The 20924-nt window shown below is 66.4% G+C and carries 23 protein-coding genes; 19 read left to right on the top strand and 4 right to left on the bottom strand.

Features of this window, described 5'->3' with window-relative positions:
* Positions 1-42: 42 nt before the first annotated feature.
* The 6 genes from AB3X86_RS02745 (at position 43) to rfaE2 (ending at position 6469) form a co-directional block, all read left to right on the top strand.
* Entirely contained in the window at positions 43-1026 is a 984-nt protein-coding gene (locus AB3X86_RS02745; protein ID WP_368594828.1) for a fumarylacetoacetate hydrolase family protein, read from the top strand.
* Between the two features lie 196 nt (positions 1027-1222).
* Positions 1223-2476 carry an ABC transporter substrate-binding protein gene (locus tag AB3X86_RS02740; protein ID WP_368594827.1) on the top strand — a complete coding sequence of 418 codons (1254 nt, stop codon included), beginning with the start codon at positions 1223-1225 and terminating at the stop codon, positions 2474-2476.
* 54 nt (positions 2477-2530) lie between these two features.
* Positions 2531-3388: an enoyl-CoA hydratase/isomerase family protein gene (locus AB3X86_RS02735; RefSeq protein WP_368594826.1), complete on the top strand. Its 858-nt coding sequence runs from the start codon at positions 2531-2533 to the stop codon at positions 3386-3388.
* A gap of 82 nt (positions 3389-3470) precedes the next feature.
* Positions 3471-4331, top strand: coding sequence for a PhaM family polyhydroxyalkanoate granule multifunctional regulatory protein (locus AB3X86_RS02730; RefSeq protein ID WP_368594825.1), 861 nt, complete (start codon positions 3471-3473; stop codon positions 4329-4331).
* Between the two features lie 623 nt (positions 4332-4954).
* Positions 4955-5833, top strand: coding sequence for a ferritin (locus AB3X86_RS02725; protein WP_013088232.1), 879 nt, complete (start codon positions 4955-4957; stop codon positions 5831-5833).
* 153 nt (positions 5834-5986) lie between these two features.
* On the top strand, positions 5987-6469 hold the full coding sequence (rfaE2, locus tag AB3X86_RS02720; RefSeq protein WP_368594824.1) for a D-glycero-beta-D-manno-heptose 1-phosphate adenylyltransferase: 483 nt from the start codon (positions 5987-5989) through the stop codon (positions 6467-6469).
* Between the two features lie 68 nt (positions 6470-6537).
* On the opposite strand, the gene AB3X86_RS02715 is transcribed toward rfaE2, so the two are convergent.
* The 3 genes from AB3X86_RS02715 to AB3X86_RS02705 all read right to left on the bottom strand — a co-directional run bounded on the left by AB3X86_RS02715 (position 6538) and on the right by AB3X86_RS02705 (position 8617).
* Entirely contained in the window at positions 6538-6777 is a 240-nt protein-coding gene (locus tag AB3X86_RS02715) for a hypothetical protein (RefSeq protein WP_176385438.1), read from the bottom strand.
* Between the two features lie 77 nt (positions 6778-6854).
* Entirely contained in the window at positions 6855-7682 is an 828-nt protein-coding gene (locus AB3X86_RS02710; protein ID WP_368594823.1) for a type III pantothenate kinase, read from the bottom strand.
* Positions 7679-8617 (bottom strand): biotin--[acetyl-CoA-carboxylase] ligase, encoded by a 939-nt coding sequence (locus tag AB3X86_RS02705; RefSeq protein ID WP_368594822.1) that lies wholly within the window; start codon positions 8615-8617, stop codon positions 7679-7681. The genes AB3X86_RS02710 and AB3X86_RS02705 overlap by 4 nt, the downstream gene beginning before the upstream one ends.
* Positions 8618-8765: 148 nt before the next feature.
* On the opposite strand from AB3X86_RS02705, the gene AB3X86_RS02700 reads away from it, so the two are divergent.
* The 10 genes from AB3X86_RS02700 to AB3X86_RS02655 all read left to right on the top strand — a co-directional run bounded on the left by AB3X86_RS02700 (position 8766) and on the right by AB3X86_RS02655 (position 17543).
* Positions 8766-9899 carry an MlaE family ABC transporter permease gene (locus AB3X86_RS02700; protein WP_368594821.1) on the top strand — a complete coding sequence of 378 codons (1134 nt, stop codon included), beginning with the start codon at positions 8766-8768 and terminating at the stop codon, positions 9897-9899.
* Positions 9896-10774, top strand: coding sequence for an ABC transporter ATP-binding protein (locus tag AB3X86_RS02695; RefSeq protein ID WP_176385431.1), 879 nt, complete (start codon positions 9896-9898; stop codon positions 10772-10774). The genes AB3X86_RS02700 and AB3X86_RS02695 overlap by 4 nt, the downstream gene beginning before the upstream one ends.
* A 46-nt stretch (positions 10775-10820) precedes the next feature.
* Positions 10821-11795, top strand: a complete 975-nt coding sequence (locus tag AB3X86_RS02690; protein ID WP_368594820.1) for an MlaD family protein — start codon at positions 10821-10823, stop codon at positions 11793-11795.
* Positions 11796-11825: 30 nt separating this feature from the next.
* Positions 11826-12452 carry an ABC-type transport auxiliary lipoprotein family protein gene (locus tag AB3X86_RS02685; RefSeq protein WP_368594819.1) on the top strand — a complete coding sequence of 209 codons (627 nt, stop codon included), beginning with the start codon at positions 11826-11828 and terminating at the stop codon, positions 12450-12452.
* Positions 12453-12483: 31 nt separating this feature from the next.
* Positions 12484-13641 (top strand): VanZ family protein, encoded by a 1158-nt coding sequence (locus AB3X86_RS02680; RefSeq protein WP_368594818.1) that lies wholly within the window; start codon positions 12484-12486, stop codon positions 13639-13641.
* 136 nt (positions 13642-13777) lie between these two features.
* On the top strand, positions 13778-14101 hold the full coding sequence (locus tag AB3X86_RS02675) for a ferredoxin (RefSeq protein WP_176122244.1): 324 nt from the start codon (positions 13778-13780) through the stop codon (positions 14099-14101).
* A 32-nt stretch (positions 14102-14133) separates the two neighbouring features.
* Entirely contained in the window at positions 14134-14778 is a 645-nt protein-coding gene (locus tag AB3X86_RS02670; protein WP_368594817.1) for an alpha/beta hydrolase, read from the top strand.
* Between the two features lie 321 nt (positions 14779-15099).
* Positions 15100-16329: a D-alanyl-D-alanine carboxypeptidase family protein gene (locus AB3X86_RS02665; protein ID WP_368594816.1), complete on the top strand. Its 1230-nt coding sequence runs from the start codon at positions 15100-15102 to the stop codon at positions 16327-16329.
* Positions 16330-16342: 13 nt separating this feature from the next.
* Positions 16343-17302, top strand: a complete 960-nt coding sequence (locus AB3X86_RS02660) for a D-amino acid aminotransferase (RefSeq protein WP_368594815.1) — start codon at positions 16343-16345, stop codon at positions 17300-17302.
* Positions 17274-17543: a DUF493 family protein gene (locus AB3X86_RS02655; RefSeq protein WP_013088246.1), complete on the top strand. Its 270-nt coding sequence runs from the start codon at positions 17274-17276 to the stop codon at positions 17541-17543. The genes AB3X86_RS02660 and AB3X86_RS02655 overlap by 29 nt, the downstream gene beginning before the upstream one ends.
* Positions 17544-17564: 21 nt before the next feature.
* Here AB3X86_RS02655 and AB3X86_RS02650 read toward each other — a convergent pair whose 3' ends face one another.
* Positions 17565-18548 (bottom strand): transcriptional regulator GcvA, encoded by a 984-nt coding sequence (locus tag AB3X86_RS02650; protein WP_368594814.1) that lies wholly within the window; start codon positions 18546-18548, stop codon positions 17565-17567.
* Positions 18549-18646: 98 nt separating this feature from the next.
* Here AB3X86_RS02650 and AB3X86_RS02645 point away from each other — a divergent pair, with 98 nt between their 5' ends.
* The 3 genes from AB3X86_RS02645 (at position 18647) to lipA (ending at position 20835) form a co-directional block, all read left to right on the top strand.
* The gene (locus AB3X86_RS02645) at positions 18647-18973 is read left to right on the top strand and encodes a DUF2917 domain-containing protein (protein ID WP_368594813.1); all 327 of its coding nucleotides are present in this window, start codon (positions 18647-18649) and stop codon (positions 18971-18973) included.
* Between the two features lie 118 nt (positions 18974-19091).
* Complete coding sequence (lipB, locus tag AB3X86_RS02640; protein WP_368594812.1) at positions 19092-19817, top strand: lipoyl(octanoyl) transferase LipB; 726 nt, start codon at positions 19092-19094, stop codon at positions 19815-19817.
* Between the two features lie 13 nt (positions 19818-19830).
* Complete coding sequence (gene lipA / locus AB3X86_RS02635) at positions 19831-20835, top strand: lipoyl synthase (RefSeq protein ID WP_368594811.1); 1005 nt, start codon at positions 19831-19833, stop codon at positions 20833-20835.
* Positions 20836-20924 lie beyond the last annotated feature (89 nt).

The following is a 20924-nucleotide window of genomic DNA, read 5'->3' as shown; positions in this document are numbered from 1 at the left end:
ATAGATTCCTTCCATCGTCACTAATACACGGTTCACAGCTCTATGAAACTTGCCTCGCTGAAGGACGGCACGCGCGACGGTCAACTGATCGTCGTGTCCCGCGACCTGCACACGGCGGCCATCGCCGACGCAATCGCGCCCACGCTGCAGCGCGTGCTCGACGACTGGGCCTTCTACGCGCCGCAACTGCACGACCTCTACGATGCGCTGAACCAGGGCCGCGCGCGCAACAGCTTTTCGTTCGACGCCAAAGAGTGCATGGCGCCGTTGCCGCGCGCGTTCCAGTGGGCCGACGGTTCATCGTACGTGAACCATGTCGAACTCGTGCGGCGTGCGCGCGGCGCGGAAATGCCGCCCGAATTCTGGACCGACCCGCTGATGTACCAGGGCGGCAGCGACGACTTCATCGGCCCGCGCGACGACATCGTGTGCGCATCGGAACAGTACGGCATCGACTTCGAGGCCGAAGTCGCGGTCATCATCGGTGACGTGCCGATGGGCGCGACGCCCGAGCAGGGATTGCGCGGCGTGCGGCTGGTGACGCTCGTCAACGACGTGTCATTGCGCCACCTGATCCCCGCCGAGCTCGCGAAGGGCTTCGGCTTTTTCCAGAGCAAGCCGGCCACGTCGTTCGCGCCGGTCGCGGTGACGCCCGACGAGCTCGGCGAACACTGGCGCGAAGGCCGCGTGCATCGGCCGATGATCGTCCACTGGAACGGCAGGAAAGTCGGCCAGCCCGACGCGGGCACCGATATGGTGTTTCACTTCGGTCAGCTGATCGCCCATGCGGCGAAAACGCGCAATCTCCGGGCTGGTTCGATCGTCGGTTCGGGCACGGTGTCGAACAAGGACGCGAAGCGCGGCTACTGCTGTATCGCGGAGAAGCGCTGCCTCGAAACGATCGAGCACGGCGCGCCGCAAACGGAGTTCATGAAGTACGGCGACACCGTGAAGATCGAAATGTACGACGACGCGGGCAAGTCGATTTTCGGTGCGATCGAGCAGAGCATCGCGCCGCTCGAATGAAGCGCGGCGCTCACGCGGCGATGCGTTGACGCGGCGATACATGCGAAAGGGTTTCGCCCGATGCCACCGCCCGCGCGCGCGGCTACACTGACTGGCGCGCCGGCTGGGACGGTGCGAATGTCATAAAGCGTGCAGCAACGCATCGGTAGCACATCGGCAATACACCACAACGAAAATCCCGACGTGAGGAGACAGCATGCCGCGATTGAACTTCCCCGCAGCTGGATATCGACGCGCTGATGCGTCAGTCGTTCAAGCGCGCACGAGCGCGCGCGGCTCGTATCAACGCGGCCGGCGCTTCGCGCGGCGCGCCGCGACGCTGTGCGCCGCGCTCGTCTGCGCGTTGCCGCTGACATCGTTCGCGCAGGTGAAGATCGGTCTCGTGTTGTCGCTGACCGGACCGGCCGCATCGCTCGGCATTCCCGCGCGCGACACGGTCGCGCTGCTGCCGAAACAGATTGGCGGGCAAAACGTCGAGTACATCGTGCTCGACGATGCATCTGACACGACCCAGGCCGTGCAGGACACCAAGAAGCTGATCAGCGAGAATCACGTCGACGCGATCATCGGCTCATCGATCACGCCGAATTCGCTCGCGATGATCGACGTGGTCGCCGAGGGCGAAACGCCGATGATCTCGCTCGCGTCGTCCGCGAAAATCATCGAACCGGTCGATGCGAAACGTCGCTGGGTCTTCAAGACGCCGCAGACCGACGCGATGATGGCCTCGGCGATCGCCGAGCATGCGAGCGGACACGGCGTGAAGACGATCGCGTTCATCGGCCAGGCCGACGCGCTCGGCGAGACCTTCTACGCCGAGGTCGCGAAGTTCGCGCAGCTGCATCACATCGACGTGGTCGCGAGCGAGCGCTTCAATCGCACCGATCCGAGCGTGACCGGCCAGGTGCTGAAGATTCTCGCGACCCACCCCGACGCGGTGGTGGTCGGCGCGGCCGGCACACCTGCCGCGCTGCCGCCGAAAACGCTGCGCGAGCGCGGCTACAAAGGCGTCATCTATCACAACCACGGCGTCGGCAATAACGACTTCCTGCGCGTGTGCGGAGCCGATTGCAACGGCACTTACCTGCCCGCGAGCCCGGTGCTGGTCGCCGCGCAATTGCCGGCCGATCATCCGGCCAGGCGCCTCGCGCTCGAATACATCGCGCGCTTCGAGGCGCAGCACGGCGCGGGCAGCGTGTCGGCGTTCGGTTCGTACACCTCGGACGCGGACGCGTTGCTCGAGCACGCGATTCCGCTTGCGTTGAAGAGCGGCGCGCCAGGCACGCCGGCGTTTCGCCGCGCGCTGCGCGATGCGCTCGAAGGAACCCGCGGTCTCGCGGATACCAACGGCGTGGTCAACATGAGCGCGGCCGATCATCTCGGGCTCGATCAGCGCGCGCGCGTGATGGTCGAAATCACCAATGGCAAGTGGCTTTATCAGCCGCATTGAACGGGTCGCGACGTTCCGCGCGCGACTGAACGAATCACCTACGGACTGCTCACCATGACTCAGTCATCGCAACCGAACGACGCGTACTACGCGCACTACCAGTCGCTGCGTTTGCAGCGTCATCCGCACGGCGTGCTCGAAGTCGTGATGAGCGGCGAGGGCGCGAATAAAAGCGGCCTCGCGACCGCGGACGCACGCATGCATTACGAGCTCGCGGAAATCTGGCGCGACATCGATCGCGATCCCGACACGCGCGTCGCGATCATTCGCGGCGAGGGCAAGGGCTTTTCGGCCGGCGGCGATCTGCAGCTCGTCGAGGACATGGCGAACGATTTCGAGGTGCGCACGCGGGTGTGGCGCGAAGCGCGCGACCTCGTCTACAACGTGATCAACTGCGGCAAGCCGATCGTGTCGGCTATGCACGGGCCCGCGGTCGGCGCGGGGCTCGTTGCGGGGCTGCTCGCCGATATCTCGATCGCGGCGAAGACGGCGCGCATCATCGACGGACATACGCGTCTCGGCGTCGCCGCGGGCGACCATGCGGCGATCGTCTGGCCGCTCCTGTGCGGCATGGCGAAGGCGAAGTACTACCTGCTGCTGTGCGAGCCGGTGAGCGGCGAAGAGGCGGAGCGCATCGGGCTCGTGTCGCTCGCGGTCGACGAAAGCGCGCTGCTGCCGAAGGCGTTCGAAGTCGCGCGCAAGCTCGCCGACGGGTCGCAGACCGCCATCCGCTGGACCAAGTACGCGCTGAACAACTGGCTGCGCACGGCGGGGCCGGCGTTCGATACGTCGCTCGCGCTGGAGTTCATGGGCTTCGCGGGGCCCGATGTGCGCGAGGGCTTGAGCTCGTTGCGCGAGCGGCGCGCACCCGATTTTGGCGCAGGCCATCCGCGTCACGGCGAACCATCGTGATGTCATACCTCAAACGGTATGATCGAATCAACGCGCGCGGCATCGCGCGCTCTACCTGTCATCCAGTACCGAGGCGACAACCATGACCGACACCACTGGCTCCGCGCCGCCCTTTCCCGGCTTTCCCGGTTTTCCGCCCGCTGAAATGCTCGATCGGATGTGGAGCATGATTCGGCTGTCGCCGTTCGGCGCCGCCATGACGGGCGCGCAGCCCGGTGGCGGCACGAGTCCGTCGCTGTCGATGATGTCCGACATGATGGCGCCGCTCACGAGCGTCGAGGAGCTCGACAAGCGCATCACCGACATGCGCGCGGTCGAGCAATGGCTGAAGCTGAATCTGAGCATGCTGCAGTCGGCGATCCAGGCGCTCGAAGTGCAGCGCGCGACGCTCGCGACGCTGCGCGCGTTCGGCGCGTTCGCACAGACCTCGATGTCGCAGGCGGCGGCTGCCGCAACGGGTGCGGCCGCGACTGACGCGCCAAGCCCCGCGCCGGCGCCGAGCTGGACGAAGCCCGCTGAACCCGCGCCCGAAAGCGCCCCTCCAGCCGACAGAGACGAGGAGGGAGCGCCCGCGGCACCCGGTTTCGATGCATCCGCGTGGTGGAATCTGCTGCAATCGCAGTTCAATCAGATCGCGCAGTTCGCGATGACGCAGCCGTCCGTCGCGGTCGCGGCGGCGGGCGGGGGCACGCAGGGCAAGGCGGAGTCGTCGAAAGCTGCGGATGCGTCGGGCGACGATCCGTCGGGCGGCGATCCGTCGGGCGGCGATCCGTCGGGCGGCGATCCGTCGGGCGGCGATCCGTCGGGCGGCGATCCGTCGGGCACCGGTGCGCAAAGCGCGAAGCCCGCCGCCAAACGGCCGGCCGCGAAGCGCGCCGCGACATCGGCCAAACGCGCATCCGGCGAGGGCACGAGCGCAGCAACGCAGAAAAAGTCGACGTGAGCGGGCGGTGCGGGCGACACGCTCGCACCCCGTGCGACTGCGCAAGCAATCAAAAGCAGGGGCGGTCAGGTCCGCGCTTGCATCACCTCTCGCCCCCGCGAATCAGTGCCCGATGACGAGACAACCCATCGCCTACCTTTTTGCCGTATGCCAACGCCGGCGATTTCCTGCCGCGCGAATTGCCGACTTTATTGAGAGAAGTCAATGCCATAGCGCGCTCGCACCGCTTCTGTCACGGGTTTCGCCGGAGGCGCGTGCTATCATTGTGTAAGCTTGATCTGGCTTTGGGGCGTGCGCCGAAAACAACCAATCCCGCCGCTCTCTCGTCATTCGCCGCCGGCGCTACCGGTGCAGGGCTGGACGGGGTGCGGTTGTCGACCCAGACTGGCTCGACCTCAGGCAAAGGGTATTCCTCACCCACGGTTGGCCGCGGCGCCTGATTCACGCTCCAGGCGCCAATACAACAGACCGGACTTCTTTGCTGCCCGATGCTTCTGGGCGGCCGGTTAACGCGTAAAATTGAATGCTTGGCCGATAAACGGCATGTCCGTTCGTCACAGGTGAAAACGGCTACACGTAGCAGCAACAGACACACACAGTATGTGCAGAACAGGGGTGGGACTATGAACACCATGCTTTATCCGGAACTTTATAAATCGCTCGAATCCGTTCGATGGGACATGGAGAAGGACATTCCCTGGGACAAATTCGATGCATCGCTGTTGACCGACGAGCAGGCCGCGACGATCAAGATGAACGCGATCACCGAATGGTCGGCGTTGCCTGCCACGGAAATGTTTCTGCGCGACAATCATCACGACAGCGATTTCTCCGCATTCATGAGCGTCTGGTTCTTCGAGGAGCAGAAACACTCGCTGGTGCTGATGGAATACCTGCGCCGCTTCAAGCCGGAACTGGTCCCGACCGAAGAGGAACTGCACGCGGTGCGCTTCGAGTTCGATCCCGCGCCGCCGCTCGAAACGCTGATGCTGCACTTCTGCGGCGAAATTCGCCTGAATCACTGGTATCGCCGCGCCGCCGAATGGCACACCGAGCCGGTCATCAAGCACATCTACGAAACCATCTCGCGCGACGAAGCGCGCCACGGCGGCGCGTATCTGCGCTACATGAAGAAGGCGATGGCGCAAACCGGCGACATCGCGCGTGCCGCGTTCGCCAAGATCGGCGTGCTGATGGCGTCGGCGCGTCGCACCGAAAAGCCGCTGCACCCCACCAACCTGCACGTGAACCAGGCGCTGTTCCCGCGCGACACGATCCAGTCGCGTCTGCCGGATCCGGAATGGCTCGAGCGCTGGCTCGACGAGCAGATCCGTTTCGACGACGGGTGGGAAAAGAAGGTCGTCGAGCGCATTCTGCACAACCTGTCGCTGCTGTTCGAACGCACGTTCACCACCGCGCAGGAACTGAACCGTTATCGCAAGGAAGTGGTCGCGCGTCTGCAAGCCGCTGAACAAAGCCCGGCGCAGCAGCAACCGGCGTAACGGCTCGGGCGGTGTCAGCACCGTTTCAAATGGCGGTCCGGCAGGCGTGAGCTTGCCGGACCGTTTTGCTTCGAGCCGCCCAGCATGTATCGTGGCGGCACCCGGCATTCCTCTTCCCGCAACTTCGCAACTCCCCAACTCTGTGACCGTGCGATGACCGCCATCTTTGAACGCAAGATTCTGACGCGCGATGCCTTGGTGAAGCTGCGTCCTTCGCTGCGCGCGCCCGTCGTGTTTACGAACGGCGTGTTCGATATCCTGCATCGCGGTCACGTCACCTATCTGGCCGACGCGAAGGCGTTGGGCGGGTGCCTGATCGTCGGTGTGAATAGCGACGCATCGGTGCGGATGCTCGGCAAAGGCGACGACCGGCCGATCAACAACGAGGCTGACCGCATGGCCTTGCTCGCGGCGCTGGAAAGCGTCGACTACGTGGTGGGCTTCGGCGAGAAAACGCCGGTCGAGCTGATTTCCGCGCTGCGCCCGGACGTGCTCGTGAAGGGCGGCGACTACGACATGGACGCGCTACCCGAATCGGCGCTCGTGCGCGGTTGGGGCGGCAAGGCGCTCGCGATCGCGTTCGAGCACGATCGCTCGACGACCGCGCTGTTGAAGAAGGTGCGCACGCAGGGTTGATGCTGCGCGTTGCCGCGCGAACGCGCGGCGCAATGCCGAGCGTCTAATCAACCGCGTCGCTCGGCCGATTACTGCGGCAACTCCGATGTCGAAATCGGTGCCTGCGGTGCGGGTCCGCCGACCACTGCCTGATCGGCCGCATCGGCGGCGCTGACCGGGCGCACCTTCAGCCAGTTCGGATGAATCTGGCGGTTCAGATGATTCGGCTCGCGTCCGCTGGCGGTGGGCATCGGGCCGAAGGCGCCACGCAGCGCGACGAAAGCCAGCACGTTGACAACAATCAGAATGGCGATCGGCCAGCGAAGCATCGTGGGTGTTTCCAATCCAGAAAGAAGTTGAGCGCCGGGCGGAGGGCGCAACTCGGTCGCATCCGCCCGGCAGGCATTCAGCCGCTTTGGCGCGCCGTATCCTCGGCGGCGATCAGCGCGAGCCCCGACAGCACCAGCGAATCGTGGCGAGTATGCGGCACTTTCAGCGCGCTCGCCACTTCGCCGGCGGCGCCGCCGCTGACCACGAGACGCACCGGCACTTGCCATTCATCCTGCAGATCGCGCCACATCCGCTCGATCAATCCGGCCTGCGCCAGCGTGCAGCCCGCCGACAGCGAGCGCGGCGTATCCGTTGCGAAAAACGGACCGCGTCGTGCCGCGTCGGCTGTAGCGGCCCCGCCGAGCAGTCCGCGCGCGTACTTGGCGTCGAGCGTCGGCAGTTGTGCGGTGTGCTCACCGAGCGAGCGCATCATCAGCGTCCAGCCCGGCGCGATCAATCCGCCGATAAACGCGCCGTCCGCGCGCAACGCCTCGAGCGTCGTCGCGGTGCCGAAGGTCGCGAGCAGCAGATGTTCGCCGGGAAAGGCCGCGTGCGCGCCGATCATGCCGCACCAGCGGTCGCTACCGAGCGAGTGCGGTGTCGTATAGCAATTGGTCACGCCGCATTGATGAGCGCTCGCGCGGATCGTCGCGAGCGGCAGTTGCGGCCAGTACGCTTCGACGAGCGCGGCGATGTGAGTCGCGATCTGCGTGCCCGCGACGTTGGAGAGCCACGCGCCGCAGGGCGCTGGCAGGTCGGCCCAACCGGTTTGCGCGCGTGGCCCGGCAATGTCGTGATGCGCGAGCGCACCGCTCGCCAACTGCGTCCCGTCCGGCTGCACCAGCGCCCACTTGATCCGGCTATTGCCCGCGTCGATCAGCAGATAAGGCGCGCGCTGCGTCATGCGGCACCGTCGGCGAGGCGCAGCGATACGTCGCCGGTCGCGATGCTCCGGCGGCCTTCGGCCGTATCGAGCAGCAACTGGCCGCGTTCGTCGACGCCCGCCGCCACGCCGCGCGCGAGTTCTTGACCCTGCTCGAGCAGCACCACATCGCGGCCCGCGTATGCATGCACTCCGTTCCAGCGAGCCTGGAACGGTGCGAAGCCTTCAGTGCCGAAGCGCTGCAGCATCGGTTCGAGCGCGTTCAATTCGGCGGCCAGCGTATCGGTCAGATTCGCGTTCGGCAGCGCGCGCTGCAACGCGGTCGGCACGGTGCCGCGCGCCTGCGGCGATACCTCGGCGTTCAGCGCGCCGACCTTCGCCGCGAGTTCGTCGGCGCCCTTCACGTTGGTGCCGATGCCGATCACGACCGCGCTCGCGTCGTCGGTGCTCCACGCGGTTTCGATCAGGATGCCGGCGAGCTTGTCGCCTTCGAGCAGCACGTCGTTCGGCCACTTCAGCGCGATCTGTCCGGGACCCGCGACCGGCAGCGAGCGCAGCCCGTCGACGAGCGCGACGCCCACCGCGAGGCTCAAGCCCGCGAGCCCCTCGAGCGGGCGCGGCAACACGCACGCGACTGAAAACAGCAGCGCGTTGCCTGGCTCCGCGTACCACGGCCGGCCACGACGGCCACGCCCGGCGGTCTGCAGATACGCGACGCGCACGATCGGCCGCGGCAGCGCGTTCGCGTGTCGCGGCAGTGCTTTCATGTGGGCCATCAGATCGGCGTTGGTCGAACCGGTTTCTTCGACGATTTCGATCGGCCAGTCATGCGCATGCGCGCCGAACAGTTTGACCGCGCGCTCGCGATCGATGCGCCAGTCGGCCGAAGCCGACGACGAGGCCGCGGCCGCGCTTGCCGCAGCGGGCGGAGAGGCGGGAGTCTTGGAGGCATTCATGCCTCGTATTGTAGCCACAGCAAACCCGCCTGGGACTGGAATGCGGACCGGCGAGGAGGCGACGCGGATCGATGCACATCCTGGCGGACCGGGCGGCCGAGCCTTCGTTACAATGGCCGCTAATCCGATAACCAGATTCACGCGATCCTTGAACTACGACACTCCGCCCGGCCTTGAAGTCGCGGCCGGCAGCCAAGGCAAGATCGTCCGTCTCTCGGGCCAGTGGACGGCGCTCGCGCTCGCGCGCGATCGCGACACCGGGCACGTGATTCCGCAACTGCGTTCGCTGACCGGCGCGCAGCGCATCGGCGGGTGGGACCTGTCGCGCGTCGACAGCATGGACCACGTCGGCGGCCAGGCGCTGTGGCGCGTATGGGGCCGCAAATTGCCGCCGGGCACCGCGCTCACGGACACGCAGCGCGACATCTTCGAGCGCATCGCGCTGCTCGACACGGTGCGCGAGAGCGCCGAGCCGGTCACGCGCTTCGATCCCTTCACGCGTCTCGGCCTTGGCATCTTCTCGTTCGTCGAGCACATGCAGGGTGGCGTCACGATGCTCGGGCGCTTCGTGCTCGATCTGCTCGCGATCGTGCGTAAACCGAAACTCACGCCGTGGACCGAAATCTCCGCGAACATCTACAACGCCGGCGCCCGCGCGCTGCCGATCACTGCGCTCGTCGCGTTCCTGATCGGCATCGTGTTGAGCTATCTATCGGCACAGCAATTGCGCATCTTTGGCGCGAACCAGTTTATCGTCAATATTCTCGGCCTCGCGGTGATTCGGGAACTCGGCCCGGTCTTGTCGGCGATTCTGGTGGCGGGCCGCTCGGGCTCGGCGATCACCGCGCAGATCGGCGTGATGCGCGTGACCGAGGAGCTCGACGCGATGCGCGTGATGGGCATCCCGCACGGTCTGCGGCTGATCCTGCCGCGCGTGATCGCACTGTCCGTCGCGATGCCTCTGCTCGTGATGTGGACCAACGTGATCTCGTTGACAGGCGGTGCGCTCGCCGCGAAGCTCGTGCTCGGTATCGACATGAGCTTCTTCGCGCGGCAGCTGCCCGTCGTCGTGCCGATCGCGAACCTGTGGATCGGCCTTGGCAAGGGCGCGGTGTTCGGCATGCTGATCGCGCTCGCCGGCTGTCATTTCGGTTTCCGTATCAAGGCCAATTCGCAGAGTCTCGGCGAAGGCACGACGACCTCGGTGGTCACGTCGATCACCATCGTGATTCTCGCGGACGCGGTGTTCGCGATCCTCTTTCAGAACGTGGGGCTCGGATGATCGCGCCACTAACCGAGGCCGTACGCGGCCAGCCCGTACCGTCGATTGCCGAGCCGGTGATCGAGGTGATCGACATCACCAAGCGCTACGGCCGCAACATCGTGCATCAGCATCTGAGCCTCGACGTGCGGCGCGGCGAGATCGTGTCGATCGTCGGCGGCTCGGGCTCGGGCAAGACCACGCTGGTGCGGCAGATTCTCGGCCTCGAGCGGCCGTCGCGGGGCACGATCAAGCTGTTCGGCGAAGACCTCGCCACGATCTCGCCCGAGACCGCGCTGCTGATGCGCAGCCGCTCCGGCATGCTGTTCCAGCGCGGCGCGCTGTTCTCGTCGCTGTCCGTGTTCGACAACGTCGCGCAACCGGTGCGCGAGCTCGGCAAGGTGCCCGAAGACCTGCTGCGCGACATCGTGATGCTGAAGCTCGAAATGGTCGGACTGCCGTGCAAGCACGCGTCGAAAATGCCGTCGGCGCTGTCGGGCGGCATGATCAAGCGGGTCGGCATCGCGCGCGCGATCGCGCTCGAACCCGAACTGCTGTTCCTCGACGAACCGACCGCCGGCCTCGACCCGCAGGCGTCCGACGAATTCGTCGAGCTGATCTCGGGGCTGCATCGCGCGCTCGGTCTGACGGTCGTGATGATCACCCACGATCTCGACACGATGGTCGCGCTGTCGACGCGCGTGGCCGTGCTCGCCGATCGGAAAGTGCTCGTCAACGCGCCGGTCGAGGAGGCCGCGGGCGTCGACCATCCGTTCATCCGCGAATATTTCCTCGGCCTGCGCGGGCGCCGCGCGCTCCAGGCGCTGCCGCCCGAGCGCCGCGCGAAGCTGCCGCAGGCGGCGCTCGAGCCGGCGTCGTCCGAGTTGTCGCTGTGAGGCCGGCCGCCATCAAGCGGGCCGCTATGAATCAGGAAAACTGACAATGGAAAACAAAGCACATGCGTTCTGGGCCGGGCTCTTTACGGTCGTGCTGACGGCGGCGATCGCGCTGGCCGCGTATCTGTTCAATGTCGACCGCACCGTGCGAGTGCCGTACGACCTGATCGCGCGCACCAACGTGACCGGCCTCTTTGCGGACGCGGCGGTGCGCTTTCGCGGCCTCGACGTCGGCCGCGTGCAGTCGATCAAGTTCGATCCGACCCATCCGGGGCAGATCCTGATCCGCATCATGGTCGACGAGCACGCACCGATCACGCATTCGACGTTCGGCAGCCTCGGCTTGCAGGGCGTGACCGGCATCGCGTTCATCCAGCTCGACGATACCGGGCGCGACCTGACGCCGCTGCACTCGTCGGCGCAGCAGGTCGCGCAATTGCCGATGCACCCCGGTCTGTTCGACCAGTTGCAGCAGCGCGGCGACGTGCTGCTGCGCAAGTTAGAAAAAGTCACCGACAGCGTGAACGACATGCTCTCGCCGGAAATGGTCGAACAGCTGCACGAGACGGCGGCGAGCATCGCGCAGGCGGCTTCGGGCGTCGCGACGCTGACTCGTGAGATGGCGCCGGTCGCCAGCAAGCTGCCCGGCACGATCGACCAGCTGAACCACACGCTCGCCTCGACCGACCAGATGATCACCGGCCTGAACCGTCCGGACGGACCCCTCGAGCGCAATCTGAACAAGGTCGGCACGGCCGCGCAGCAGGCGGGCGATGCGCTCACGCAGATGAACACGTCGCTGCAGGACCTGTCCGCGCGGGTCGGCTTCGAGACGCTGCCGCGCGTCAATTCGCTGACCGAGGACGTGCGCTCCGCCGCGCAATCGATCGATCGCGCCGCCGACACCTTCAATACCAATCCGCGCAGCGTGCTGTTCGGCGCGCCGCGCGCGGCGCCGGGTCCGGGCGAGGCCGGCTTCGCGTGGCCCGCCGCCGCGCCCGCAGCCCCCGCAGCCCGTTAAATTCGCAGGCTAGAACAGAGGAAGATGCCCATGTCACGCTCGATTCACCGACTGTTGTCCTCGCGCGCCGCGCTCGCGGCGCTGCTCGCGTTCGGCATGCTGGCGGCGGGCTGCGCGGGCACGTCCGCGGTCGTGTCGGACGTGCGCTACGACTTCGGACCGCCGCCGCAGGCCGCCGCCGCGAGCCGGCTGGCGGCCGTCAAGGTGCTCGAGGTGAGCGCGCCGTCCGTGCTCGAATCGGACCGGCTGACGTATCGGCTGAGCTACGCCGATGCGCAGCAGACGGCCGCCTACGCCAACAGCCACTGGACGATGATGCCGTCGCAACTGCTGACGCAGCGCCTGCGCAACGCGCTGAGCGAGCGCGGCACCGTGCTGACGGGTGCGGACGGCGTGAGCGCACCGGTGCTGCGGGTCGATCTGACCGAGTTCGAGCAGGTGTTCGCCAGCCCGACCGACAGCCACGGCGCGATCACCGCGCGCGCCACGCTGATGAAGGGCGGCAAGGTGCTCGCCCAGCACACCTTCGTCGCGCACGCGCCCGCCCATTCGGCGGATGCGGCCGGCGGCGCGCGGGCGCTCGCCGCGGCCAGCGACGACCTCGTCGCGCAGATCGCCGCGTGGCTCGGCTCGCAGGCGCTGGTCGCCGCGCAATGACGGGCAGGCAGCGCACGCAAAGGAGCGCCGCATGAGCGAACGCCCGTGGCTGCGCCGCCCGTCGACGCTGGCACGTCGGGCGCTGCTGCTGTACGCGGCGCTGATCGTGTACGGCTCGTGGTATCCGTTCTCGGGGTGGCGCTCGCTCGGCATCGCACCGTTCGCCTATCTGTTCGATCCGATGCCGCAGTACCTGACGGCATTCGACGTCGTCACCAACGTGCTCGGCTATATGCCGTTCGGCGCGCTGGTGGTGCTCGCGGTGTATCCGCGCTGGCGCGGCACGCTGGCCGTCGCGCTCGCGTTCGTGTTGGGCGGCCTGCTGTCGGGCACGATGGAAGCCGTGCAGACCTATCTGCCGACCCGCGTCGCCTCAAATCTCGATCTTGCGGCCAACACGCTCGGCGCGCTCGTCGGCGCGGCGATGATGTCGCCGTTGACCGGCGCGCTGCTCGATCGCGGCCTGCTCAGGCGTCTGCGGCTGCTGTGGTTCGAGCGCGGCCATGCGACGCTCGCGTGCATCGTCGCCGCGTGGCCGTTCGCGACGATGTTTCCGGCGCCGCGCCTGTTCGGCCTCGGCACCTGGCCGCGCGCGCTGTGGCTGAGCGTCGATCCGGCCACTCAGGACGCGCTGCTCGCGTGGACGCCGTCTGCATGGCAGGTCGGCACATGGCCGGCGGCGGCCGCCGCGTGGCTTGACGACGACACATGGGAAGCGTTGATCACGACGCTGAACCTGTTCGCGGCGCTTGCGCTCGCGTCGCTGCCGATGCGCCGTCATGCGCCGCGCGTGCGCCTGCTGTTCGGGTTCATCGTTGCGACCTTGTGCGTGAAGGCCGGCGCGACGTTCCTGCAATCGCAATCGGGCCTCGCGTTCGACTGGGCGACGCCGGGCGCGTTGCTCGGACTCGTCTGCGGCACCGTCGCGGCGCTCGTCGCGCTGCCGCTGCGGCGGCGCGTGCGCGCGACGCTCGCCGGGGTCGCGCTGGTCATCGCACTCGTGTTCGTCAATCTGCTGCCGGTGAATCCGTATTTCGACGCGGTGCTCGCCGACTGGAGACAGGGACGCTACCTGCATTTCAATGGGCTCGCGCGCTGGCTCGCGTGGATGTGGCCCTATGCGGCGCTGGTGTGGCTCGCGTTCGCGGTCGAGCGGGCGTGGCTGAAGCGGCGCGTGAAGCCGGCCTGACGTGCTCGCGCTGCGGCCGCCAGGCCCCGGCGCGTGCACAGCCCGGTCGCTATAATCGTCCGCACGACGGGCGCTTCGGCATACCGGATGCCGACTGCGCCATTGCATTTCCTTTCAGGCTCGCCTCCCGAACATCATGGATTCCTTTTACAAGCACCACGTTTTCTTCTGTCTGAATCAACGCGACCCCGGCGCCGAGCGTCCGAGCTGCGCGAACTGCAATGCGCAGGCGATGCAGGAGTACGCGAAAAAGCGCGTGAAGCAACTCGGGCTCGCCGGTCCCGGCCAGGTGCGCATCAACAAGGCCGGCTGCCTCGATCGCTGCGAACTGGGCCCGGCGCTCGTCGTGTATCCCGAGGCGGTCTGGTACACCTACGTCGACGAGAGCGACATCGACGAGATCGTCGAATCGCATCTCGTGAACGGCAAGGTCGTCGAGCGTCTGAAGATCGATCAATAGCGCGAACCACGAAACGATCCACAGGCATCCCGATGAACGTCAACACGAAGAAGTATCTGATCGACGGCCCGGTCGGCAAGATCGAGGTCGCGCTGGACCTGCCCGACGACGTGCGCGATAAAAGCGCCGCGCCGCGCGGCATTGCGCTCGTCGCGCATCCGCATCCGCTGTTTGGCGGCACGATGGACAACAAGGTCGCGCAGACACTCGCGCGCACGCTCGTGCAACTGAACTACGTCACGTACCGGTCTAATTTCCGCGGCGTCGGCCAGACTCAGGGCGAACACGACGCGGGCGTCGGCGAGCGTGACGATCTGTGCGCGGTGCTCGAGCACATGCGCGCCGATCCGGACTTTGGCGATCTGCCGCTCGTGCTCGCGGGCTTTTCGTTCGGCACCGTGGTGCTGTCGCACGTCGCGGCGAAGCTGCGCGACGAAGGCAAGGAAATCGAGCGCATCGTGTTCGTCGGTACCGCGGCGAGCCGCTGGGACGTCGCGCCGGTGCCCGAAGGCACGCTCGTGATTCACGGCGAAGTCGACGAGACCGTTCCGATCCAATCCGTGTTCGACTGGGCGCGGCCGCAGGAACTGCCGGTCGTCGTGATTCCGGGCGCCGAGCACTTTCTGCATCGTAAGCTTCACATCCTGAAGCGCATCATCGTCGACGCCTGGCGCTGAAACCGCGCGACACGCGTTTCGCGGGGGACAGGTACGCGCAAACGTGTGCAAATCAACGACACACGCACGAAGTTGACCAGGTAGCGCGCGTATAATGAGCGCTCTTTTTTTGGGCACAGCGCCGCCCAGCCGGCAGAATCGCGCGCCGCGGAATCATTTCGCGGGAGGGCGCGGCCGGGTGCTTAGCGCTGTGCTCGCGAACCGATTGCGTCGCCATCAGTCCAACAGGCGCCCGCCGTTTTACGGCCAGATGCCCCGCCGACCGGCTCCCCCAACTCCGCGCGCTGTCGCGCAACGTATTTTTCTGCACCAATCGACCCTATGCGTTTCTCCTCCTCTGGCCGCACGTCTTTCCCGTCAGTCGCTTCTTTCATTCCCACTTCGCTCAACCGTGCCATCGCCGTCGGCCTCGTGCTGCCGGCCACGCTGGTCGCGAGCACCGCGTTCGCGCAGGTGCCCCCGCCGGGCGTCAACGCGCGCTCGTGGGTGCTCGTCGATGCGACCAGCAACCAGGTGCTCGCGTCCGCCAATGCCGACGAACGCGTCGAACCGGCGTCGCTGACCAAGCTGATGACCGCGTATCTGGTGTTCGAAGCGCTCGGCACCAAGAAGATCACGATGGATCAGAGCATCGAGCCGAGCGAAGCCGTGCGGCGCGTGCGCAACGACGAGTCGCGCATGTTCATCGAGGCGCTCAAGCCGGTGACCGTGCACGACCTCGTGTACGGCATGATCGTGCAGTCGGGCAACGACGCGGCGATCGCGCTCGCCGAACTGGTGGGCGGCAACGAGGCGCAGTTCGTCGACATGATGAACAAGGAAGCGCAGAAGCTCGGCATGAAGAACACGCATTTCGCCGACGTGAACGGCATGCCCGACCCGCAGCACTACACGACCGCGGGCGATCTCGCGATCCTGTCGGCGCGCCTGATCCGCGACTATCCGGACTACTACAACATCTTCTCGGTCAAGGAATTCACGTACAACAAGATCAAGCAGCCGAACCGCAACCGTCTGCTGTGGATCGACCCGAGCGTCGACGGTCTGAAGACTGGTCACACGCAAGCGGCCGGCTACTGCCTGATCGCGAGCGCGAAGCGTCCGCTGCCCGGCACGACCGACGCGTCGCGCCGTCTCGTCTCGGTGATGATGGGCGAGACCAAGGAGCACGACCGCGTGCAGGACAGCCTGAAGATGCTGAACTACGGCTACACCGCCTACGACACGACGCGTCTGTACAAGGCGAACCAGGTCGTGGCCACGCCGCGCGTCTACAAGGGTTCGCAGGACAGCGTGCAGGTCGGCGTGAAGAGCGACCAGTACATCACTCTGCCGAAGGGCGCCGGCGACAAGGCGAAGCCGCAGATCGAACTGAACGATCCGCTGATCGCGCCGATCGCGAACGGCCAGCAGATCGGCACCGCCAAGCTGGTCGCCGACGGCAAGGTGCTCGCGCAGTTCCCGGTGGTCGCGCTGCAGCCGGTGCCGCAAGCCGGTGTGGTCGGCCGCGTGTGGGACTCGCTGATGCTGATGTTCAACAAGAAAAAGTAAGGGCTACGTCGCAATGACCGCTGTCTGCGAGGTTGCGCCGGACCCGATCGTTTTTCTGAACGGCGAACTGGTGCCGTTGTCCGAAGCGCGCGTGCCGGTGCTCGACCGCGGCTTCATTTTCGGTGACGGCATTTACGAAGTGGCGCCGTTGTACGCGCACGCGAGCGGCCGCCGCACCGCGTTTCGTCTGAAGCAGCATCTGGCGCGGCTCGCGCGCTCGGTCGGCAAGATCGGCATCGCCAATCCGCTCGACGACGCCGGCTGGCGCGAGCTGATCGAGCGGGTGGTCGAGGCCAACGAAGCGGACGGCGGCTTGGGTGCCGATCAGGACGCGATCGCGTACATTCAGGTGACGCGCGGCGTCGCGAAGCGCGCTCACGCGTTTCCGGCCGGCGTGAAGCCGACCGTGTTCGTGATGGTTACCGCGCTGAGCCTGCCCGGCGCCGCGCAGCGCGCGAGCGGCGTCGCGTGCGTGAGCGCGGAAGATCGTCGCTGGCTCAATTGCGACATCAAGTCGGTGTCGCTGCTCGGCAACGTGCTGATGGCGCAATACGCGGCCGAAAACGACGCCTTCGAGACGCTGCAGTTCCGCGATGGTTTGCTGACCGAAGGGTCGTCGTCGAACGTGTGGGTCGTGAAGGATGGCGTGCTGGCCGCGCCGCCGCGCAGCAAGAAGATTCTCGAAGGAATCCGCTATGGGCTCATCGAGGAGCTGACGGCCAAATGCGGCATACGCTTCGAGGCGCGCGACATCACCGAGGCCGAAGTGCGCGCGGCCGATGAAATCATCGTCAGCTCGGCGACCAAGGAAGTGCTGCCGGTCACGCGGCTCGACGGCGCGCCGGTCGGCGCGGGCCAGCCGGGCGCGGTGTTTGCGGCGCTGTATGCGGCGTATCAGCGAGCCAAGGCGGCCGAAGCCGTCGCGGCGCAAGAAGGAGTAGAGAATGAATCCCGAGAACGACTCACTGTTTGAATTCCCCTGCGATTTCCCGATCAAGATCATGGGCAAATCGCACCCCGAGTTTGCCGCGACGATCGTCGAAGTGGTGCGCGAGTTCGATAGCGAGGTCGATGCGTCGCGCGTCGAGACGCGGCCGTCGAGCAGCGGCACCTACACGGGGCTGACCGTCCACGTGCGCGCGACGAGCCGCGCGCATCTCGACGACATCTATCGCGCGCTGACCGGCCATCCGATGGTCAAGGTCGTGCTGTAACACCGCACGCGGTTTTTCACCTCACGACGCGGCGCGCAACGCGTCCGCCGTCGCCCCCTCCGCCGCAAGGCGCGCACTCGCCTCGGGCCCCGCCGCGCAGGCGAGATCGAACAGCTGCCTGAAGCGCGCCACCTCGTCGAACACCCAGTCGCGAAACGCCTTGACCCGCGCGGTCTCCAGCGTCTGCGGCAGGCAGACCAGATAGTATTGCCACGGGCTGGGCCCATCCACATCGAACAGCCGCACGAGCCGGCCTGCCGCGATTTCGTGCATCGCGAGCGAGCGGCGCGTGAGCGCAACCCCCTGGCCGTCGACCGCCGCCTGCAGCAGATTCGACGAATCCTGATACAGCACGCCGCGTTTCGGTTCCGGCCAGTCGGTGAGGCCGGCGGCGTCGAACCACGGGCGCCATAGCTCGTCGTCGGAGCGCAGCAGCGGGACTTTGGCGAGATCGGCCGGGGTTTGCGGCAGCTTGCCGCCGTTGAAGTTGGGCGAGCAGGCCGGGAAGAAAATCTCGTCGAGCAGCAGCTCGGCGTGCAGTCCCGGATATTTGCCGAAGCCGAAACGGATCGCCACGTCGACGTCGTCGCGCGCGAAGTCCGTCAGCGCGTTGGTGGTCAGCAGCTCGAGATCCCACTGCGGATTCGCCTCGATAAAGCTGCCGATGCGCGGCGTCACCCAGCGCGCCGCGAACGACGACAGCATCGATATCACGAGGCGCCGCTCGCGGTCGCCGGCGCGTATCGCGCGGGTCGCATCGGCTAGTTCCATCAGCGCGGCGCGCACCTGGGTGGCGTAACGGCGGCCGGTTTCGGTGAGGCGCACGCGCTTGCCGTCACGCGCAAACAGCGACACGCCGAGCTCGGCCTCGAGCCCGCGGATCTGGTGGCTGACCGCGCCGTGCGTGACGAAGAGCTCGTCGGCGGCGCGCGAAAAGCTCTCGTGGCGGGCGGCGGCTTCGAACGCCTTGATCGCGTTCAGAGCGGGGAGTTGACGCAGGTCCATCGCAATATTTCTCACATAGACGTGAAAATTGATCGTTTTGCCTAAGTCCTTGCTGCACCTAGGATTCTAGTCAGGAAACGATTTTTGGCGAGGGCCTCATGCGAGAAATTTCCTCTAGCATTGCATATGAAATCCGCGCTGGCGACACGCTGCCGCTGAAGGTCGCGCGCAGCACGAAGCTGATCGTGCGCGGCGGCGCAGTGTGGGTCACGCGCAGCGACGACACCAAAGACTACTGGCTGCAGCCCGGCCAGACGCTGCATCTGCGCCGCGGCGAGCGGCTCTGGCTCAGCGCCGAGGGCGCCACGTTCGCGAAGGTCACGTTCTCGGTGCCGACCCGCTGCGACAAGCGTGCGCTGAACTGGTTCGCGCGCATCGCCGAGCGCTGGATGATGCGCGTGCGCGGCGGCTGGCGCACGGTTTGAGCGTGGGTGCGGCGGCTGCGCCGCGTCTTACGATGGGGCTGGCGGCGCGCCAGCCCCTCTGCGTTGCGTCCCGTCCCCTCGGGCGCGGTTTCCGAGATTTCGGTAAACTCGCGGGATCATGCGCGCCACCCCGGTTTCTCCGTCTCCTCTAGCTGCCATCGAGCCACCCAAGCTGCGCTGGCTCGGCCTCGAACCGTATCAGGTCAGTTTCGACGCGATGCGCGCGTTCACCGACGCCCGCACCTCCGACACCCCCGACGAAATCTGGCTCGTCGAACATCCGCCCGTCTTCACGCTCGGCCAGGCCGGCGATCCGGCTCACCTGCTCGCGGCCGACAGCAGCATTCCGCTCGTCAAGGTCGACCGCGGCGGGCAGATCACGTATCACGGGCCCGGCCAGGTGGTCGCGTATCTGCTGCTCGACCTGCGCCGGCGCAAGCTGATGGTGCGCGAGCTGGTCACGCGGATCGAGCAGGCCGTGATCGACACCCTGGCGGCGTATAATCTCGCCGGAGAACGCAAGGCGGGCGCCCCTGGCATCTACGTGGCGCCCGGGCCCGAGGCCGGGTCGCATGTCGGCGCGAAGATCGCGGCGCTTGGCCTGAAAATCCGCAACGGTTGCAGCTATCACGGCGTGAGTCTGAACGTGAACATGGACCTGCTTCCGTTTCTCGCGATCAATCCATGCGGCTACGCGGGGCTCGAAACGGTCGACATGGCGACGCTCGGCGTCGCCGCCGGCTGGGACCACGTGGCCCGTACCCTCGCAGCAAGTCTCACCGCAAACCTCGACGGCAATCCCGCGGCCGTCGCCCAACCGCAGGCCGGTGCGCTCACCGCCTGACTGGATCGAACGAATGACTGACGTAACCGCGAACACCGCAGCCAACCCCGCGCCCGAGGGCGTGCCGGCCCCCGCCGCCTACGACGCTACGGCGAAGCAGAAAGCGCAAGCCAAGACCGCGCGCATCCCGATCAAGGTCGTCCCGATCGAAAAGCTGAAGAAACCGGACTGGATTCGCGTGAAGGCGGCCACCGGCAATTCGCGCTTCTACGAGATCAAGCAGATCCTGCGCGAGCACAACCTTCACACGGTGTGTGAAGAGGCGAGCTGTCCGAACATCGGCGAATGCTTCGGCAAGGGCACCGCGACCTTCATGATCATGGGCGACAAGTGCACGCGCCGCTGCCCGTTCTGCGACGTCGGCCACGGCCGTCCCGATCCGCTCGACGTCGACGAACCGGCCAACCTCGCGCGCACCATTGCGGCGCTGAAGCTGAAGTACGTGGTGATTACCAGCGTCGACCGTGACGATCTGCGCGATGGCGGTGCGGCGCACTTCGTCGAATGTATTCGTCAGACGCGCGAGCTGTCGCCGGAAACGCGCATCGAAATCCTGACGCCGGACTTCCGCGGCCGCCTCGACCGAGCGCTCGGCATCCTCAACGCGGCGCCGCCCGACGTGATGAACCACAACCTCGAAACGGTGCCGCGTCTCTACAAGGAAGCGCGTCCGGGTTCGGACTACGCGCATTCGCTGAAGCTGCTGAAGGACTTCAAGGCGTTGCATCCGCACGTCGCGACCAAGTCCGGCCTGATGGTCGGCCTCGGCGAAACCGAAGAGGAAATCCTGCAGGTGATGCGCGATCTGCGCGATCACGACGTCGACATGCTGACGATCGGCCAGTATCTGCAGCCGTCGGAGCACCATCTGCCGGTGCGCGCTTACGTGCATCCGGACACCTTCAAGATGTACGAGGAAGAGGCGTACAAGATGGGCTTCACGCACGCCGCGGTGGGCGCGATGGTTCGTTCGAGCTATCACGCCGACGTGCAGGCGCATGGAGCCGGCGTAGTCTGACGCGCTGACGCGTCGCCGCTGTTGCGTCGCTTCACGCCCCGCAAAAACGAAAAAGCCCGCCGATGTGCGGGCTTTTTTTTGAACCGTTC

This window comes from Paraburkholderia sp. BR14374 (assembly GCF_040948685.1).
Taxonomy (GTDB): domain Bacteria; phylum Pseudomonadota; class Gammaproteobacteria; order Burkholderiales; family Burkholderiaceae; genus Paraburkholderia; species Paraburkholderia youngii.
Note: the sequence above shows the minus strand (reverse complement) of the source record. Positions and strands in the feature narration are given on the sequence as shown.